The sequence below is a fragment of the Ruegeria marina genome (genome assembly GCF_900101475.1).
Classification (GTDB): Bacteria; Pseudomonadota; Alphaproteobacteria; order Rhodobacterales; family Rhodobacteraceae; genus Ruegeria_B; species Ruegeria_B marina.
Genome location: NZ_FMZV01000013.1, coordinates 73841 through 92090, shown reverse-complemented (window position 1 = coordinate 92090; position 18250 = coordinate 73841). Strand labels below are relative to the sequence as shown.

The 18250-nt window shown below is 62.4% G+C and carries 14 protein-coding genes and 1 tRNA gene; 9 read left to right on the top strand and 6 right to left on the bottom strand.

Going from position 1 to position 18250, the window contains the following annotated elements:
* Positions 1 to 5: 5 nt before the first annotated feature.
* Positions 6 to 686, bottom strand: a complete 681-nt coding sequence (locus BLT75_RS16915) for a M48 family metallopeptidase (RefSeq protein WP_143028588.1) — start codon at positions 684 to 686, stop codon at positions 6 to 8.
* Between the two features lie 101 nt (positions 687 to 787).
* Between BLT75_RS16915 and BLT75_RS16910 the strand changes: the two genes are divergently transcribed.
* From BLT75_RS16910 to BLT75_RS16890, 5 genes are all read left to right on the top strand, one after another.
* Entirely contained in the window at positions 788 to 1108 is a 321-nt protein-coding gene (locus BLT75_RS16910) for a TIGR02300 family protein (RefSeq protein WP_093034442.1), read from the top strand.
* 184 nt (positions 1109 to 1292) lie between these two features.
* A tRNA-Ala gene (locus BLT75_RS16905) sits at positions 1293 to 1368 on the top strand.
* Positions 1369 to 1623: 255 nt separating this feature from the next.
* Positions 1624 to 3141: a 2,3-bisphosphoglycerate-independent phosphoglycerate mutase gene (gene gpmI / locus BLT75_RS16900; protein WP_093034439.1), complete on the top strand. Its 1518-nt coding sequence runs from the start codon at positions 1624 to 1626 to the stop codon at positions 3139 to 3141.
* Entirely contained in the window at positions 3138 to 4274 is a 1137-nt protein-coding gene (locus BLT75_RS16895) for a murein hydrolase activator EnvC family protein (protein ID WP_093034436.1), read from the top strand. Before gpmI ends, BLT75_RS16895 begins: the two co-directional genes overlap by 4 nt.
* A 6-nt stretch (positions 4275 to 4280) precedes the next feature.
* The gene (locus BLT75_RS16890; RefSeq protein WP_093034433.1) at positions 4281 to 5612 is read left to right on the top strand and encodes a S41 family peptidase; all 1332 of its coding nucleotides are present in this window, start codon (positions 4281 to 4283) and stop codon (positions 5610 to 5612) included.
* Positions 5613 to 5797: 185 nt separating this feature from the next.
* On the opposite strand, the gene BLT75_RS25110 is transcribed toward BLT75_RS16890, so the two are convergent.
* The 4 genes from BLT75_RS25110 to BLT75_RS16870 form a co-directional block, all read right to left on the bottom strand.
* Positions 5798 to 7405, bottom strand: coding sequence for a calcium-binding protein (locus tag BLT75_RS25110; RefSeq protein WP_093034430.1), 1608 nt, complete (start codon positions 7403 to 7405; stop codon positions 5798 to 5800).
* A 329-nt stretch (positions 7406 to 7734) separates the two neighbouring features.
* A complete protein-coding gene (locus BLT75_RS25105) occupies positions 7735 to 9213 on the bottom strand; it encodes a calcium-binding protein (RefSeq protein WP_093034427.1) in 1479 nt (492 codons plus the stop codon).
* A gap of 115 nt (positions 9214 to 9328) precedes the next feature.
* A complete protein-coding gene (locus BLT75_RS16875; RefSeq protein WP_093034424.1) occupies positions 9329 to 9706 on the bottom strand; it encodes a hypothetical protein in 378 nt (125 codons plus the stop codon).
* Positions 9707 to 9719: 13 nt separating this feature from the next.
* Entirely contained in the window at positions 9720 to 10481 is a 762-nt protein-coding gene (locus tag BLT75_RS16870; protein ID WP_093034421.1) for a DUF6478 family protein, read from the bottom strand.
* Positions 10482 to 10748: 267 nt separating this feature from the next.
* On the opposite strand from BLT75_RS16870, the gene BLT75_RS16865 reads away from it, so the two are divergent.
* From BLT75_RS16865 to BLT75_RS16850, 4 genes are read left to right on the top strand one after another with little or no spacing between them, the layout of a single operon-like run.
* Positions 10749 to 13868 carry an ABC transporter transmembrane domain-containing protein gene (locus tag BLT75_RS16865; protein ID WP_093034418.1) on the top strand — a complete coding sequence of 1040 codons (3120 nt, stop codon included), beginning with the start codon at positions 10749 to 10751 and terminating at the stop codon, positions 13866 to 13868.
* Positions 13858 to 14748: a CPBP family intramembrane glutamic endopeptidase gene (locus BLT75_RS16860; RefSeq protein WP_093034415.1), complete on the top strand. Its 891-nt coding sequence runs from the start codon at positions 13858 to 13860 to the stop codon at positions 14746 to 14748. The genes BLT75_RS16865 and BLT75_RS16860 overlap by 11 nt, the downstream gene beginning before the upstream one ends.
* A gap of 58 nt (positions 14749 to 14806) precedes the next feature.
* Entirely contained in the window at positions 14807 to 15763 is a 957-nt protein-coding gene (accD, locus tag BLT75_RS16855; RefSeq protein ID WP_093034411.1) for an acetyl-CoA carboxylase, carboxyltransferase subunit beta, read from the top strand.
* Positions 15760 to 17034 carry a bifunctional folylpolyglutamate synthase/dihydrofolate synthase gene (locus tag BLT75_RS16850; protein ID WP_093034408.1) on the top strand — a complete coding sequence of 425 codons (1275 nt, stop codon included), beginning with the start codon at positions 15760 to 15762 and terminating at the stop codon, positions 17032 to 17034. Before accD ends, BLT75_RS16850 begins: the two co-directional genes overlap by 4 nt.
* Before the next feature lie 139 nt (positions 17035 to 17173).
* On the opposite strand, the gene zapE is transcribed toward BLT75_RS16850, so the two are convergent.
* Positions 17174 to 18235: a cell division protein ZapE gene (gene zapE, locus BLT75_RS16845; RefSeq protein WP_093034405.1), complete on the bottom strand. Its 1062-nt coding sequence runs from the start codon at positions 18233 to 18235 to the stop codon at positions 17174 to 17176.
* Between the last annotated feature and the right edge of the window lie 15 nt (positions 18236 to 18250).

Below are 18250 nucleotides of genomic sequence, written 5' to 3'. Positions count from 1 at the left end.
CAGACTTAGAACCGGTAGCTGTGCAGTTCGGCGCCATTGTCGTGCAGCCATCTGCGGGGCGCCTCATAGGGACCATGGATGCGCGCGACCTCGGCCCAGAACCGGCTTGAGTGGTTCATCTCGGCCAGATGCGCCACTTCGTGCGCGGCGACATAACGCAGTACCGACGGTGGCGCCAGGATCAGCCGCCAGGAGAACATCAGCCCGCCATCGGCTGTGCACGACCCCCAGCGCGAGCGGGTATCACGCAGGCTGATCCGGGCATATGGCCGCCCCAGTTCTGCCGCGTAGAAATCGCAGGCCGCGACCAACCGATCGCGCGCCAGTTCGCGCAAAAACCGATGCAGCCTGACCGTCAGCGCGGCCTCCGGCACGCGGATCACGTCCGTCTGCCAAAGGATGCGCGCACCCGGAGCCGCCTCGATTCGCGTCGGCACCCCTTCGATGGGGATCAGGCCGCCCACCACCGGAACGCTGCGCGGCGGCCGTTCCGCAAGATGGCTGCGTATCCAGTCTTCCTTGCTGCGCGCGAATTCGATCGCCTCGTGCTCGGCCACACCGCGTGGCAAGGTCAACGTAACCCGCCCGTCCAGTTGGGAAATCCGCAGGCTGATTCGGCGCGCCCGCGCGGAACGCCTGAGCGTCAGCGGTACCGGTGGCGTGCCCGGAATGTGATGCTGCCCCATATGCGCGCTCCCCTTGGCGTAAAGGCTTTGACACGCCCCACCTCATGTGGCACGAGGCCGGAATCGTCTTTGCGACTCACCAGATATCAAGGGGATTTCACATGCCCAAGGAAGAATGGGGTGTAAAGCGCGTCTGCCCGACCACCGGCAAGCGTTTTTACGACCTGAACAAGGATCCGATCGTCAGCCCCTACACGGGCGAGATCGTCGAACTGGATCTCGGCAAGGGCCGCATGATTGCGGCGGACGCCGAAGATTCCGCATCGCGCAAGGCCCGTCAGAACGTGGATGACGACGATATCGTGCTCGATGATGATGACGACAGCGTCGACATGGACATCGAAGACGATATCCTCGAGGACGATGACGAGGATAACGTCTCGCTCGATGACATCACCGACATGTCCTCGGACGAAGACTAATCCAGGATCAGGATACAGGGAAAGGGCGGGTTCGAACCCGCCCTTTTCGTTTGCGAAACCGGTTCATGCCAGCCCGGGACCGATCAAAGATTTTCCGCCGTGGCACATATTTTTGGCTTGCACTCGCTTGCGGCCTCTCTTAAACGACGCACACCGCAGCGCCAGCATGGTTGCTGACCGGATCGGGGCCTTAGCTCAGTTGGGAGAGCGCTTGCATGGCATGCAAGAGGTCAGGGGTTCGACTCCCCTAGGCTCCACCAGATCAATCCGCCTTTTCGAACGTTCTCGCACGACTTCAGCGCAACCCTGCTTGGGTTCGCGGCATTCATAACCGCGTCGTCCGACCGGAAACGTGACACCTTGGGCGAACAGTGGCACGTCGACAAGAGTGTCGGGAAAGTCTCCCGCTGTCGTTTCGCAACATGGAGAAACCCACGCTGCCGGTACAAAAAGCAGGTTCACCCCCGTGCGGGCACAGGGTAGAAGACCGCCAGAGCAGTTACCGGAGACCGATCATGACCGCCCCCAAACCTGTTGTGCTGTGCATTCTCGATGGCTGGGGACTGTCCGACAACACGCAGTCGAACGCACCCTATCTGGCGCATACGCCGACATTCGACGCGATCATGAGCAAGGGACCGCATGCCAGGCTGATCACCCACGGCCCCGACGTTGGTTTGCCCAGCGGGCAGATGGGCAATTCCGAGGTTGGCCACACCAATATTGGCGCCGGACGGGTGGTGGCGATGGATCTTGGGCAGATCGACCTCGCAATCGAGGACGGGTCTTTCTTCGGAAATGCTGCTCTGCTGGATTTCATTGCCAGAACAAGGGCCTCCGGGGGGACCGCACATCTGATGGGGCTGGTGTCCGATGGCGGCGTACACGGCCACCTGAACCATATCGTCGCCGCTGCGCAGGCGATCACCAACGCTGGCGTACCGGTTGCGCTGCACGCCATTACCGACGGGCGCGACGTCGCGCCGAAATCGGCCTACGGCTATGTTGCCGAGCTTGAGGACCGCCTGCCCGAAGGCGCCCGCATCGTCACCGTGACCGGGCGCTACTTTGCCATGGACCGCGACAACCGCTGGGAAAGGGTGCAGGAAGCCTATGACGCGATGATCAAGGGGCGGGGACGGGAGGTCTCGACCGCCCATTCGGCGATCGACCACGCCTATAACCGGTCGGAAAGCGACGAGTTCATTTCCGCGACGGTTCTGGAGGGATATCAGGGCGTCAGGGACGGCGACAGTTTCTTCTGCCTGAACTTCCGCGCTGACCGGGCGCGCGAGATCCTGCGCGCCATCGGCGAACCCGGTTTTGCCGATTTCGACACCGGCCCCCGGCCCGCGCTGGCCGCCCTGATGGGCATGGTGGAATATTCCGAAGGCCATAATGCCTATATGACCACGGTCTTTCCCAAGCGCGAGATCGTCAACACGCTGGGCGAATGGGTCGCCAGGCACGGGCTGCGCCAGTTTCGGCTGGCCGAGACCGAGAAGTATCCGCATGTCACCTTTTTCCTGAATGGCGGCAAGGAAGACCCCGAACCGGGCGAAGACCGGTTCATGCCGAAATCGCCCAAGGTGGCGACCTATGACCTGCAACCCGAGATGAGCGCGCCAGAGGTGACCGACAAGTTCGTCGAGGCGATCGCCGCGGGTTACGACCTGATCGTGACGAACTATGCCAACCCCGACATGGTGGGGCATAGCGGTGATCTGAAAGCCGCGATCAAGGCTTGCGAAGCGGTAGATCAGGGTTTGGCCCGCGTCATCTCCGCGCTGGAAAAGGCGGGCGGCGCGATGATCGTCACCGCCGATCACGGAAATTGCGAGATGATGGTGGACCCCGTCACGGGCGGGCCGCACACCGCGCACACGCTGAACCCGGTGCCGGTTGCTCTGGTCGGTGGACCGGAAGGCGCCAGCTTGCACGATGGCCGGCTCAGTGATCTTGCGCCGACCGTGCTGGCGCTGATGGGACTGCCGATACCGCCCGAGATGACCGGAAAGAGCCTGCTTTCATGATCCTCCGCGCCGCCCTGTTCCTGATCCTTGGCCTCTGGACGGGTGCGGCAAGCGCCGAGACCGACCCGGCCGAGGCGGCACGTGCGGCGGCGCAGATGCTCGAAGACGCATCCATCGCCCTTTCCGAGGCCGAAAGCGCCCGCGATCGGGTCCGGGCCCTTTCGGACACTGTGCACGCCTTCGAGGCAGGGCTTGCCGCCATGCGCGACGGGCTGCGCCGCGCAAGCGCTCGCGAGGGCGAGATCGCGGCGCGACTCAAGGCGCGCGAAGACGAGGTGTCGCAACTGCTGGGCGTCCTGCAAACCATCGAGACCTCGCCACCGCCTGTCCTGCTGCTGCATCCCTCGGGCCCGCTTGGCGCGGCGCGATCGGGCATGATGCTGGCGGAAGTCACTCCGGAACTGAAGGCGCAGGTCGACCGGCTTGCCCGCGACCTGGACGAGGTGCGCAGGCTGCGGGCGTTACAGCAGAACGCAGCGGAAACCCTGCAACAGGGACTGACCGGCATCCAGCAAGCCCGCGCCGATCTGAGCCAGGCGATCGCCGACCGCACCGACCTCCCACGTCGCTTTACCGAGGATCCGGTGCGCACCGCGATTCTCGTCTCCTCGACCGAAACACTGGATGGCTTTGCCAGCGGCCTTTCCGAGATCGCCGAGGGCGAGATCTCCGAGACGGCAGCCAACATCAGCAGCCTCAAGGGAGAGTTGCCCTTGCCGGTTCAGGGCGTTTTGCTGCGCCGGGCCGGGCAAGCCGATGCTGCGGGCGTGACACGTGCCGGTATCCTTATCGCCACGAGGCCACGCGCGCTCGTGTCCTCTCCGACCGCTGCCACAATCCGATACCGTGGTCCGTTGCTGGACCTTGGCAATGTGGTGATCCTCGAGCCGCAAGCCGACCTGCTGTTCGTGCTCTCGGGCCTGCAAGAGGTGTATGGCAAAACAGGTGAGGTCATCCCGGCAGGCTCTCCGGTTGGCCTGATGGGGGGGGCAAACCAGGAAATCGGCGCAATTCTGTCAACAAGCGGTGATGGCTCTGGTACTGAGAGGTCAGAAACGCTCTATATAGAGATCAGAGAGGGCGACCGCCCTGTGGACCCGGAAACGTGGTTCCGAACCGACAAGGATGGATAGACGAGCATGAAAAGATTCGTTGTGGCCGGTCTGGCCGGGACCCTGGCGGGTATCATTGCAACGACGCAAGTGGCCGGCCCGCTGGTTGCGCAGGAGGCAAAAGCGAATACCAACGTCTACGAACAGCTCGACCTGTTCGGCGACATTTTCGAGCGTATCCGCGCGCAATATGTCGAAGAAGTCGATGCGAGCGAACTTATCGAGGCGGCCATCGACGGCATGCTCACTTCGCTCGACCCTCATTCCAGCTATCTCTCGCCCGATGACGCGGCGCAAATGCGCGTGCAGACCCGGGGCGAGTTCGGCGGTCTCGGGATCGAGGTCACCCAGGAAGAAGGCTTCGTCAAGGTGGTTTCGCCCATCGACGGAACACCGGCTGACGAGGCGGGGATCGAGTCGGGCGATTTCATCACCCATGTCGACGGGGAAAGCGTGCTGGGCCTGACTCTGGACAAGGCTGTCGAACTGATGCGCGGCCCGGTCGGATCCGAGATCGTGATCACCGTGGTTCGTGAGGGCGAGGACGAGCCGTTCGACGTCTCGATCATTCGCGACACGATAAAGCTGACAGCTGCGCGCGCGCGGATCGAAGGGACCTCGGTCGTGCTGCGTGTGACCACGTTCAACGACCAGACCTACGTGAACCTCGAAGAGGGTTTGAAAAAACAGATCGAAGAAGTCGGCGGCATCGACAAGATCAACGGTATCGTGCTGGATCTCCGCAACAATCCCGGTGGCCTTCTGACCCAGGCCATCAAGGTTTCGGATGCGTTCCTCGACAGTGGCGAGATCGTATCCACCCGGGGCCGCAACGCGGAAGACGGGGAGCGGTTCAACGCGACCGAAGGCGACCTGGCACAGGGCAAGCCGGTGGTCGTATTGATCAACGGCGGTTCGGCCTCTGCCTCGGAAATCGTGGCGGGCGCGTTGCAGGATCATCGCCGGGCCATCGTTGTCGGGACCAAGAGTTTCGGCAAGGGGTCGGTGCAAACGGTGATGCCGCTGCGTGGCGAAGGCGCGATGCGCCTGACCACTGCCCGCTATTACACCCCCTCGGGCCGCTCGATCCAGAATCTGGGCGTCAGCCCCGACATCGTGGTCGAGCAACCGCGCCGCCGTACTGAGGGCGAAGAGGAAGCGACAAGCCCGCTCACCCGCTCCGAGGCAGATCTGCGCGGTCGCCTGAACAACGACAGCCTGAGCGAGGATGAAATCCGCCAGATCGAAGAGGACCGCGCCAAGGCCGAAGCCGCGGCCGAACTGCGGCAGGAAGACTACCAGTTGGCCTATGCCATTGACATTCTCAAGGGGCTGTCAGCCTTTACCCCCGGGAAATAGACTCCGGGCTTCGAAACAGCCAAGGGCCGTCCATACCCGGGCGGCCCTTTTCCTTTGTGACCCTTCTCGAACCGATTTTCCGGTTCCCGGCGCGACAGCAGCGCATAGGGCCGCCACGCTGAACCGGAGATTCCCTCGGCTTGTCTGCGGCGGCGCGCTTTCTCCGACCGGAGACCGAGACCGGCTCAGAATATGAAATCGTCCGCTGAAAGATCGGTCGCCGAAATACCGACAAATGTCATCGTGTTCCCCAGACCATCGGTCACGACCGCGTTTCCGCCGACCTGGCTCAGGTGGTTGTTCTGAAGATCTGTGAAGTCGACTATGCCGTTTGCAGTCGTCAGGTTCACGCGATCATCCGCCGTCGAGAAAAAGCGCACGGTATCGTTGCCGAACGAAAAGAAGATTTCGTCGAGCCCGGGTCCGGCGAAAATTTCGTCATTGCCCGCTCCACCATTCAAAGTGTCATTTCCGGCTGCTCCGTACAGTGTGTCATTGCCGTCATCGCCGCGCAAAAGGTCATCGCCTGCGCCACCGAACAGCTCGTCATCACCAGTCCAACCGGCAAGGGTGTCGTTCTCCGTACCTCCACCCAGCCGATCATTGCCGGCGCCGCCATTGAGGTTGTCAAGCCCGGTTGCCCCCCACAACTCGTCATCGCCACCGTCGCCAAACAGTTGATCGTTTCCGGAGAAACCACCCAGCGTATCGTTGTCATCGCCGCCGAACAGGGTGTCGTTGCCCACCGAGCCCCACAATTCGTCCGCACCCGTGCTTCCCGACAGGGAGTCGTCTCCGGCGGCACCGCCCAGCGTGTCGTTGCCCGCACCACCTTCCAGAGTGTCGTTGCCCAAAGCGCCCCAGAGCGCATCATTTCCGTCGGCCCCATTCAACATGTCGTTGCCGCCGCTGCCGCCCAAAGTATCGTGGCCGTTTCCGCCGCCGATGGTGTCGTTGCCGGCGGCACCGTAGGCCTGGTCATTACCGTCACCTCCGTTCAACAGATCGTTGTCGTCCCCACCGCCCAGCAGGTCGTCGCCGACCCCGCCATCGAGAGTGTCAGTACCCGGACCGCCGTATAGCGTGTCGTTGCCCCCCTCGCCCGACACGCTGTCATTTCCGCCCAGAGCGCCGATCAGGTCGGGACCGGCGGTGCCATTCAGCGTATCGTCACCCGCGGTCGGTCCGTTGTCGAACTCGTCCGCGCTGGCCGTGCGGTCGGAGAATACAAGAAATTCGACCCCGCTCAGGGTGTCGGTGCCTTCGGTCGAGGTGACAATCAGGTTGCTCCCATCCTGCGTCACGGTCGCGTTGCTCGAGTGAACCCCGAAAACCGCCCGGTCAATACCCGTTCCGCCTTCGATGAAATCGTCGCCCAGACCACCGTGAAGCGTGTCATTGCCGCCGTTCCCCACCAGGCGGTCGTTGCCCGCAAAGGCAAGGAACTGGTCGTCGAAACTGGATCCGTTGATTGTATCATTGCCGGCAAAGGCAATCGGGAAAAGAGAAGCGAACTGATCGTTGAGAACTGCGTTCGCCGCCTGAAGAGCGGGAATATTCAGGCCGCTCGCTTCTACCACAAGAACGTTTCCGCGCACCTCCCGGTAGCCGGTCAAGGTTCCGCCAATCAGTTCGCCCGAACCGTTGAAGATGAACGACCCGGTGTAATCCTCGCGATTCCCCGCACCATCGTCGAGACGGATAAGTGTCGGGGACGCTATCGTGACGTCTCCGTCGAAGTCGTCAGGATCGTTGATGAAATCGTTGGCGGTGAACAGATTGACGGTGACCATGGCACTCCCCCTCGAAAAGCCAAAATGAAGCTGAACGATGCAAACATACCATGTTTTTTTCCCTGCTCATAAACGGAGAGTCGGAAATGCCATTTCAGGAGACGGCAAGTAATTGATTTAAAATTACAAAAACCGTGGACATACGAGGCCGACAAGGGCCGCGCCGGATATTCCCAGGGCGACAGACGGAACAGAGACCACCACCGTCGGCTTTTCAGCACTCGGAAAAGAACTGGCGCGAAAAATCTCCCAGTGTCACGCGAACGTGCTGCACGGCAGTACCTTGGCGGCGCACACTTGTCCTGAAACGGTGACTTGCGGGATCTGTTTCAGAAAATGAAATTGTCGGCGCTCAACTCCGCCAACTGAACTCCGTCCAGTCGAAGGAAGTTGTCGTCGTTCAACAGGACGACCGCGGTTGCCCCCACCTGAGCCAGATGATCGGCCTGCAATTGCGCATAACTTGTCAGGTTCAGGAACGAGGTAAGATTGATCCGGTCCTCGCCGGGCACAAATCCATAGATGACGTCCACTCCCCCGGAAAACACGATCTCATCATTGCCGGTGCCCGCATAGATCGTGTCGTGCCCCTCGCCCCCGTCCAGCGTGTCGTTGCCTGCGCCGCCGTAGATCAGGTCATGCCCGTCGCCTCCAACGATCGAGTCATCGCCCCCGCCCGCACCGATCGTGTCATCGCCATCGACGCCGACGAGCGTGTCGTCGCCCGCCGCGCCCCACAACTGGTCGTTACCCAGGTCGCCTTGCAGATAGTCGTGGCCATCGTAGCCGCCCAGCGTATCGGAACCGGGGCCGCCGATGAGACGGTCATGCCCGGTACCGCCCCATAGCTGATCGTTGCCAAAGCCACCCCACAGGGTATCGTTCTGGGCACCGCCACCCAGTGTATCGTTGCCGCTGTCACCCTGCAGCAGGTCATCGCCCGCCGCACCCCACAACAGGTCGTCGCCGTCGCCGCCGAAAAGGCTGTCATGGCCATTTCCGCCCCCGAACAGGTCGTGCCCCGAACCGCCACTCAGCGAGTCGTCGCCTTCGCCACCGTAGAGAGTGTCATGGCCCGCATCACCGCTCAGCGTGTCATTGCCCGCCAGCCCGCTCAAATGATCGTTGCCGGAAAGACCCGCGAAAAACTCGCTTGCACGGCTGCCGGCCCGGACGTCGTCGCCCGCGGTCGCGGGTTCGTAGAGCTCGGACACGGTAAACACGGCATCCTCGAAGAGAAGCCATTCGATGCCGCGCAATACGTCCGACCCATCCCGCGACTGAACCAGGATCCTGTCGCCATCCTGCCGGAACGACGCCTCGGCCAGGACACCGGAAAAAACGGCCACGTCGGTGCCAGCCCCGCCCTGAATGGTATCGTTCCCAAAACCTGCGAAAAAGACATCGTCGCGATTCCCGCCGATGACCAGATCGTTGCCGTCCCCGGCATATATGCTCTCTCCGGCATCAGATCCGGTCAGGAAATCCACATCGGACAAAACATTGTCCAGAAACTCCGAGAAATCGGGATCCGACGATAGTATAGCTATCAGCACCAAACCAAAAGAGACCGACAGTTCGCGCGCCTCAAGAACCAGGGTTCCGTTGTCGTACCCCCTGATCCCTGAAATGGTGCCACTCTGCGGATCGCCCGCGGGATCAATGGAGAACGTGCCAGTCAGTTCGTGCCGGATGCCTGTGAAGTCCTGGATGACCACCAATCCCGATGTCGCCGAAACGATCGATCCGGGAATGCCGACATCGGGGTTAAAGAAGCCGGTGTCGCCGAACAAAGTGATGATTGCCATGTGAAACTGCCCTTCGCCCGATTTATGCCGTTTTATATCACAGTGGCACGATACAACTCATCGTTTCAATCAGCCGCTTCCTGAAAGCAAAATAGTGTGGGGATTTTCCCTCAATTCATGTGGTTTCCAGGCAATGCCGCCGAAACGCCCGCTTCAGCATGTCCAGTTCTGCCCGCAACAGTTCGACCTCGGCCCGCAGATCGTCGGGAACGCTTTCACCTGCAATGATGGTAAAGCTGCCCAGTTTCACGTCGGCGGCGGCATCCCAGATCAGAAAGGTCTGTACCCCATCCGCAATGGCCTCGTCGGGGATTGGTATGGTCAGGGTCCAGAACGTGCTGTCGGTGCCTTCCTTCAACTCGACCCCCGGCACCGGCTGATCCAGATGAGAGACCTTGATGTCGGGTCGTTTGCCGGTCGTCGGCGCACCGGCGATGCGCCCTTCCCATACAGAGTTCCGAAACCGGATCTTGGTCAGCGATAAGTCGGTCATGTCATGTCCCCGTTCACAAGGCCGCGCGGCGATGCCTGCAGAAGGTAAGATCGCGGATCACCACCTGGTTCATCTCGGGCGCTTCGAAGATCAGGTCCAGCCAGATCTTTTCGATCCGTTTCTCGTTCAATCGCGTGTAGGCCAGATCGAACTCCACCATCACGTCCTGTTCATGCAGCGGCAACTCACGTACGATCTGTTCCGTGTTCGGCCCGTGGCGGATGTTGAGGCGGGCGAAGATTTCCAGCGGTTTTTCCGTTTCGATGATCGTATCGACCCGCAACAGATGCGTACGGGTCATCGCATTGGCGGCCTCGGCCGGCAAATCTATGACCAGGGACAGAAACGAGCCATCAAACTTGAACACGTCCATCCGCAGGCCATACGGGGCCAGATCCGCCTCGCGGATATTGCGCAACTGGCGCAGGGTCAGCTCGGAAAACTCGCAGTCGTGGAACAGCGTGACTTCCCCTCCGAGCATCGACCGGGTCGGGACGGACGACAGGCCCGGCACCGGCAGCGGGCCACGCCACAACTCGGGCCGCCAGGACCAGTCGGTCCCATGCGGTTTGGGAAAATAGGATGAACCCACCAGGGGCAAGGCCAGCCGTCCATCGGCAACATTGATCAGGCGATCGAGATGGGTACGCAGATCGCGGGCGCGATTGCGCTGGCGACGCAGTTCGGACAACGGCGCTGTCTGCGAGTTCCGGGCAGCCCGGCGCCACCGCCGCATCTCGCGCAAGTGAAAAAATCTGTCCAGTAGCCTGCCCATTCCCGGCCTGTCTTTGCGATGTGTTGTCGTTTTCTTTGTTTAACGAAAGGACGTTAACTAAACAAACCCAGTTGCTGGAGTGCCCCGCACTTTTTTGCGGCGCAGAACCTTCGAAACCGGTCAGGTTCGTTGATCGCGTACCCAGGGCCGTGCCATGCCGGCAAGTCTTGTATTCAGTCACCGCAATGCTTACCGTCCAAATCCCAGCCCGGATCACATCTCGGGCGGCGGGTCGTGGGCGCGAATTGCGGCGGCGAAAGGTGGCACATGGAGCCCAGTCTTTTTTCCTTTATCTGGAAGCACTCCAGAAAACAGCAATTTGTCCTGCTGGCCATTACGCTGGCCTCGTTTCCATTTCTTTATGCCTCTCTTGAGCTTCCGAAGCGGATCATCAACGACGCGATCGGCGCCGAAGCCGTCCGCGTGGTCGTCTGGGGTTTCGAACTGACCCAGATCCAGTATCTGTTCGCCCTTTGCCTGGCGTTTCTGGCGATGGTGCTGATCAGTGGCCTGATGAAGATGAGGCTCAACACCATGAAGGGTGTGCTGAGTGAGCGCATGCTGCGCCGGCTTCGCTACCAGCTGATCGGCCGGATGATGCGGTTTCCGCGCAGCTACTACCAGACCACAAGCCAGGGTGAACTGGTGTCGATAATCACCTCCGAGGCCGAGCCGATGGGCGGGCTGATGGGCGACGCGATCGCGCAACCGGTGTTTCAGGCCGGGCAGATGCTGACGATCGTCACATTCCTGTTCATGCAGAACGTATGGTTCGGGTTGGCTTCGGTGGCACTCATCCCGCTTCAGGCCTGGATCATTCCGCGGTTGCAACGCCAGATCAACCTGCTGAACAAGGCCCGCATTCAGGAAGTGCGCAAGCTGAGTTCCGAGATCGGCGAAACGGCCGCAGGCATCTCGGACCTGCGCGCCAACGGCGGCTGGCGCTACAGGCAGGCGCAGTTCACCGACCGCCTGGGGCGGTTGTTCGATATCAGGTTCAGGATTTATCAGAAGAAATTCTTCATGAAATTCCTGAACAACCTGATTTCCCAGATGACGCCGTTCCTGTTCTATTCGGTGGGCGGCTACCTTGCGATCAACGGCCAGATCACCGTGGGCGCGCTGGTGGCGGCGCTGGCCGCCTACAAGGATCTTTCGAGCCCCTGGAAGGAACTGCTGGACTATTACAATCAGGTCCAGGACATGTCCTTGCGCTGGCAGGTCGTCACCGAACGCTTTGCGCCGCGCGACATGATCCCGTCCGAACTGTTCGAAGGCGAACCGGACGATATTCCACGCCTCGACGGACCCATCGAATTGCGGGATGTCACCGTGCGCGATCAGGATGGCAACATCGTTCTGGAGGATATCGACCTCACCATCCCGCCCGGCGCACGGGTGGCCATCCAGTCCGACCGCCCTGCCGAACGCGCGGCGCTGGCACAACTGCTGACGCGCGAGATCCTGCCGTCCCGCGGACAGGTGTTCCTCTCCGGGCGACCAATGAACAGCTTGCATCAGGCGGTCATCGCCGCCCGGATCGGCTATGCCCATTCACGCCCCTATCTGTTCGACGGCACTCTTGGCGACAACCTGCTGATGCCGTTGCGCACAGGGCCTCAGCCAGACCGCCTGGCACCTGCGAAACCCACGCGCAAGCAGATCGAAGCTCTACAGGCCGGCAACAGTGGGGATAGTCTCGATGCCGATTGGGTTGATCCGGCGCTGGCGGGCCTCAGCGACAGCGACCAGATCCGTGACTGGTGGTTCCAGCTGGTCGAGGCGATGGGGATCGACGAGTTCATGTTCCGCCGTACACTGCGCTCGATGATCGACGCGCGCGTGCATTCGGCCCTTGCGCAAGAGGTGGTCGCGCTGCGCGACACCGTCCACGAGCGCCTGGTCGAACGCGGTCTGGACGATATGGTGCATCGTTTCGATCCCGAACGGTTCAACCCGGCGGTGCCCCTGGGCGGCAACCTGCTGTTCGCCGCGCCGGCACGCGACATTTCCCAGGAAGAACTGGTCTCGGATGGCCGTTTCATCCAGATGCTGCGGGACGAGGGATTGGCGGACGCAGCCCTGTCCATGGCGCTGGGCGTGGTCGCGACCCTGCGCAAGACCTTTGGCCGCGACAGCACGCAGCATCCACTGTTCCGCAAGCTCGGGCTTGAGGAAGAGACCTATCTTCGCCTGCTGGACGTGGCCGACCGCGTTGCCGAACAGGGGTCGGACACGCTGTCCGAAGGTGACCGCAACCTGCTGATGACGGTTCCGTTCCTGTTGACCGCGGAACAGATCGGCCCTGCCTTTCCGGCCGAATACAAGGACAAGATCCTGGAGATCCGCCGGACACGCGCCGACCGGTTGCGCAGGCTGGTTGGCGACGGTTTCGTGACCGTCGATCCCGAAACCTACATTCCGCGTTTGACGGTGCTTGAAAACGCGCTGTTCGGCCGAGTTTCGATCATGGCCGGCGCAAAGGCCGAACAGATCGAGGACACCGTCGCCGAAGTGTTGAACGAGGCGGGGCTGCGCCGTCGCATGGCCGCGATCATATACGATCTGCCGGCCGGGCTGGGCGGCACCAATCTGCCGACCGTATTCCAGGAACGCACCGCGTTTTCCCGCGCGGCGATCAAGCGGCCCGACATTCTCGTGCTGGACAAGGCGCTGGCCAGCCACGATTCCGAAAGCCGCCTGCGCACACGTAAGAAGTTGCGCGAATTGTTACCGAAATCGATCATCCTGTTCATGGAGGACAGCTTCGCCCATCCCGAGACATATGACCTGTTCGTGGAGATCAGGCACGGCCGCATTGATGGCGTGTCCCGCGCGCATCTCGACCTCGGAGAAGATGCCTCCGCCGATCTCGACCGCAAGCTCAAGATCATTGCTGCTACGCCGCTGTTTTCCGGCCTCGATACCCGCAACCAGCGTCTTCTGGCGTTTTCGGCGCAATGGTATGAGGTCGCCGCCGGTCAGGTGATCTTTTCGCATGGCCAGAGAGCCGATGCAGCCTATCTCTGCCTGCAGGGCCGCGCGGCCTTGCGCTGGCCTGAAGATACGGTAGGCGAACGCCCCATAACCATGGTCGAGCCCGGTCGCCTGATCGGCGATTTGTCGATCATCACCCAGCAGGCGCGCCCAATGGACCTGATCGCGGAAACCGACAGCAAGTTTCTCCGCATCGGGGCCGAGGAGTTCCGCGCCGTGATCGAACACGACAACGGCGTATCGCTGCAACTGTTGCAGACGGTGGCACGTCACCTTGTGGAGGCGGGCGATGTCCTGCGCGCGGCGCGCCTCAACATCGTCGACTTTACCGATCCCGGGGCCAGCGTGAATACCCGGTCAAGCATGAAGCAGGCAGCCGATGACCGATAACCGCGCATATGCTCCGCACGAAGTGCTTGTCGCCCCTGGCCGGAACCAGCCGGAATTATGGCGTCTGCTGGCGGGTCTTGTGCTGATCGCGGCCTTCGTCCTGTTGTGCAATGCCGTCGTCCTGACCGCTGTTTCCCAAATTGCTCCAACCGATTGGGCAGCGGCCTTTCTTTCCGGCTCCAGTTCGTTGGGCCTGTTGTTGCTACTGGGCAGTTTCGGCTTTGTCATTCTCGCCGTCGCGGTCGCGGCACGCCTGTTTCAGCGTCGTGCCCCAACCGGCATCCTGGGCCCCCCAGGGTTGGCCGTCCGGCAGTTCTGGCGGGTGTTCCGGCTGCTTCTCGGTTTGGGACTGGCCCTGTTGATCCTGCCGCCCTACGACATGGGTGAGCCATTGCAGGCCAATCTGCCCTTTGCCCGATGGCTGTTGTTGCTGCCCCTGTCGCTTCTGGCCATTGGCATCCAGACCGGAGCCGAGGAGATCCTGTTCCGGGGTTACATCCAGCAGGCGTTGGCCGCCCGGTTCCGCAGCCCTCTGGTCTGGATGGTGGTGCCATCGCTGCTTTTCGCCCTCGGGCACTACCTGCCGGCCGAAGCAGGTGACAACGCGGTGCTGATCGCGGTATGGTCGTTTGTGTTCGGCCTGCTGACCGCCGATATCACCGCCCGCGCCGGAACGCTGGGTCCCGCGATTGCGCTGCATATGTTCAACAACATGGTCGCACTTCTGATCGTCGCGCTTCCCAACAACCTGAGCGGCCTGTCGCTTTACCTGCTGCCGTATGACATGGCCGACACCGGGAACCTGCGCGCCTGGCTTGCGGTGGACTTCGCGGTGATGATCGTAACCTGGCTGGTCGCCCGCGTCGCCCTGCGACGCTGATTGCAATTCCGAGCGCAGCGCCTTATCTGACCCCAGTGCAGCTTCACAAGGTTTCCAAATGAACTGGATCACGAACTACGTCCGCCCGAGGATCAACTCGATCTTCTCCCGTCGCGAAGTGCCCGAGAATCTCTGGCAGAAATGCGACGAATGCGGGACGATGCTGTTCCACCGGGAACTGGCTGAAAATCTGAACGTCTGCACCCAATGCGGCCATCACATGAACATCACGCCGCGCGCCCGCTTTGCCGGGTTGTTCGACGGCGGCGTGTTCGTCGAGGTGGAGGTGCCCGAACCGGTCGCCGACCCGCTGCATTTCCGCGACCAGAAAAAATATCCCGACCGCATGAAAGCCGCCCAGAAAGGCACGGGTGAAAAAGAAGCCATGCTCGTCGCCACCGGCGAGATCGGCCGCACACCGATCGTGGCCGCCGCGCAGGACTTCTCCTTCATGGGCGGATCGATGGGCATGTATGTCGGCAATGCCATCATAGCCGCGGCCCAGGAGGCGGTCAGGCTCAAGCGTCCGCTGATCCTTTTTTCGGCCGCAGGCGGGGCCCGCATGCAGGAGGGCATCCTGAGCCTGATGCAGATGCCCCGCACCACGGTTGCCGTGCAAATGCTGAAAGAGGCCGGCCTGCCGTATATCGTCGTGCTGACCCACCCGACCACCGGGGGGGTCACCGCGTCCTATGCCATGCTGGGCGATGTGCATATCGCCGAACCCAATGCGCTGATCTGCTTTGCCGGGCCTCGTGTGATCGAACAGACGATCCGGGAAACCCTGCCCGAAGGGTTCCAGCGCGCCGAATACCTTTTGGACCACGGCATGCTCGATCGCGTCGTCAAGCGCACGGATTTGCGGGACGAGTTGATCACCATCACCCGGATGCTGATGAAGCTGCCCCCGGCGGTGCGCGGCGATCTGCCGGCGCCTGTGGCCAGAACGACCGAACCGGCGGCAGGCGAAGCCGCCTCCAAACCCACCGAGCCCAAGGCTGCGGCCAAATCATGACCACGCCCGGTTCCGATGTCATCCTTCAGCGGATGATGGCGCTCCACCCCAAGATCATCGACCTCACGCTGGACCGGGTATGGCGCCTGCTGGCCGCGCTCGACAATCCCCAGGACCGCCTGCCGCCAGTGATCCATATCGCGGGCACCAATGGCAAGGGTTCGACCCAGGCGATGATCCGCGCCGGGATCGAAGGCGCGGGCAAGACCGCGCATGCCTATACCTCGCCGCACCTGGCGCGGTTCCATGAACGCATCCGCGTTGCGGGCGAACTGATCTCGGAACCTGACCTCGTGGCGGTTCTGGACGAGTGCTACGCCGCAAACGGCGATGAGACGATCACCTATTTCGAAATCACGACCTGCGCGGCGCTGCTGGCCTTTGCCCGGACGCCGGCGGATTACACGCTGCTCGAAGTGGGGCTTGGCGGCAGGTTGGACGCAACCAACGTGATCGCGCGACCCGCCTTGTCGATCATCACGCCGATCTCGATGGATCACGAGCAATATCTGGGCGACACGCTGGCCAAGATCGCAGGCGAAAAAGCGGGGATCATCAAACGCGGCGTTCCGGTCGTTGCAGGCCCTCAGCCCGATGAGGTGATGGAGGTGATCGAAGCCACCGCCGCCCGTCTGGGCGCGCCTCTCGTCGCCCATGGCCAGCACTGGCATGTACGGGAAGAACATGGCCGTCTGGTCTTCGAAGACGAGACCGGCCTGTGCGACCTGCCCCTGCCCAATCTGCTGGGGAGCCACCAGATCCAGAACGCGGGCGCCGCACTGGCGGCATTGCGCTATCTGAAAATGGGCGAAGCCGCTTGTGAAGCGGCCGTGACCAATGCCTATTGGCCTGCCCGGATGCAGAGGTTGAAATCCGGCCCGCTGACCGATGCCGCGCCGCGGGCCGAACTCTGGCTCGACGGAGGTCACAACCCTGCGGCGGGCGAGGCGCTCGCGGCTCTTCTGGCCCGCCTTCCGGATCGTCCGACACACCTGATCTGCGGCATGCTGAATACCAAGGATGTCCGGGGATACCTTCGCCCGCTCGCGGCGCATGTCTCCGGCCTCACCGCTGTCTCGATCCCGGGCGAAGCCAACACGCTGACCGCCGAGCAGACCGAAACCACCGCAAAAGCCGTCGGCATGGTCGCCCGCACCGCGCCGGATGTGGCCACGGCACTCGCCCGCATCGTCGAGACCGAACCCGAGGCCCGAGTCCTGATCTGCGGCTCGCTGTATCTGGCCGGAAACATCCTGCGCGAAAACGGCTGAGACCGAACCGCCCCCGGGCGTCCGGGCACCGCCGCGCAGCGGATTTCGACGTCATCCGCCGGAAAACCGGAGCCGCTTCTTTCTGGTCGGAAATACTCCAGGGGTGAATTGGCCGCAGGCCAAGAGGGGGCAGCGCCCCCTACCTCCCCCAGTCCTTGTCCTGCATCTCGCGCAGGCGCGAGGCGGTGCGTTCGAATTCGAACGTGCCCTCGCCCTCGACGTACAGCATTTCCGGCTCGGCCGCCGCCGAGCAGATCAGCCGCACCCGCGCCTCGTAGAGCGCGTCGATCAGGGTGACGAAGCGCTTGGCCTCGTTGAAATTGTTGCGCGAAAGGCGCGGGATGTCCTCCAGCACCAGAACCCTGACCGCCTCGGCGACCGCCAGATAGTCCCCTGGCCCCAGCATCCGCCCGCAGAGATCATAGAAACTGGCCCGCCCGATCCCGTTGCGAAACGCCGGCAACTCCACGTCGCGGCCCTTGACCTTCAGGATCAGCGGCCCGCCCGCCCCCCCGGTCAGATCACGCCAGATCGCCTCGATCTCGGCCCGCGCCTCGGGTCCGATGGGCGTGAAATAGACCCGCGCTCCCTCCAGCCGGTTCTGCCGGTAATCGGTGGGAGAGACCATTTCCCACACCCGCATCCGCTCCTTGATCAACTGGATGAAAGGCAGGAACAGCTGCCGGTTCAGCCCGTCCTTGTAGAGGTCGTCGGGCACCCGGTTCGAGGTGGTCACCACCACCACGCCCGCCGCGAAAAGCGCCTCGAACAGTCGCCCCACGATCATCGCGTCGGTGATATCGGTGATCTGCATCTCGTCAAAGGCCAGCACCTTGACCGAGCGGATCACCGCATCGGCCACCGGCGCCAGCGCATCGGCCACGCCCTTGCCCCGCGCCGCATGCATGCCCGCGTGGATCTCCTGCATGAAGGCGTGGAAATGCACCCGGCGCACCGGCACCCTGTCGCCCAGCGCCTCGACGAACAGGTCCATCAGCATCGACTTGCCGCGCCCGACCCCGCCCCACAGGTACAGGCCCCGGGGCGGCGGCGGTGCCTTGCGGAACAGGCCGCGTTTCACCGGCACGCTCAACGCCTCATAGATCCGGTCGAACTCGGCCAGCGCCGCCTCCTGGGCGACATCGGCATGCAAGGCGCCCTCGGCGACACGGGCGGCGTAAAGAGCGGAAACAGCAGTCATTTCGCAGCCATACCC

Excerpts from the sequence above, each read along its gene's own strand:
- BLT75_RS16915 (WP_143028588.1), bottom strand. The coding sequence starts at position 686 with ATGGGGCAGCATCACATTCCGGGCACGCCACCGGTACCGCTGACGCTC.
- BLT75_RS16910 (WP_093034442.1), top strand. The coding sequence starts at position 788 with ATGCCCAAGGAAGAATGGGGTGTAAAGCGCGTCTGCCCGACCACCGGC.
- gpmI (WP_093034439.1), top strand. The coding sequence starts at position 1,624 with ATGACCGCCCCCAAACCTGTTGTGCTGTGCATTCTCGATGGCTGGGGA.
- BLT75_RS16895 (WP_093034436.1), top strand. The coding sequence starts at position 3,138 with ATGATCCTCCGCGCCGCCCTGTTCCTGATCCTTGGCCTCTGGACGGGT.
- BLT75_RS16890 (WP_093034433.1), top strand. The coding sequence starts at position 4,281 with ATGAAAAGATTCGTTGTGGCCGGTCTGGCCGGGACCCTGGCGGGTATC.
- BLT75_RS25110 (WP_093034430.1), bottom strand. The coding sequence starts at position 7,405 with ATGGTCACCGTCAATCTGTTCACCGCCAACGATTTCATCAACGATCCT.
- BLT75_RS25105 (WP_093034427.1), bottom strand. The coding sequence starts at position 9,213 with ATGGCAATCATCACTTTGTTCGGCGACACCGGCTTCTTTAACCCCGAT.
- BLT75_RS16875 (WP_093034424.1), bottom strand. The coding sequence starts at position 9,706 with ATGACCGACTTATCGCTGACCAAGATCCGGTTTCGGAACTCTGTATGG.
- BLT75_RS16870 (WP_093034421.1), bottom strand. The coding sequence starts at position 10,481 with ATGGGCAGGCTACTGGACAGATTTTTTCACTTGCGCGAGATGCGGCGG.
- BLT75_RS16865 (WP_093034418.1), top strand. The coding sequence starts at position 10,749 with ATGGAGCCCAGTCTTTTTTCCTTTATCTGGAAGCACTCCAGAAAACAG.
- BLT75_RS16860 (WP_093034415.1), top strand. The coding sequence starts at position 13,858 with ATGACCGATAACCGCGCATATGCTCCGCACGAAGTGCTTGTCGCCCCT.
- accD (WP_093034411.1), top strand. The coding sequence starts at position 14,807 with ATGAACTGGATCACGAACTACGTCCGCCCGAGGATCAACTCGATCTTC.
- BLT75_RS16850 (WP_093034408.1), top strand. The coding sequence starts at position 15,760 with ATGACCACGCCCGGTTCCGATGTCATCCTTCAGCGGATGATGGCGCTC.
- zapE (WP_093034405.1), bottom strand. The coding sequence starts at position 18,235 with ATGACTGCTGTTTCCGCTCTTTACGCCGCCCGTGTCGCCGAGGGCGCC.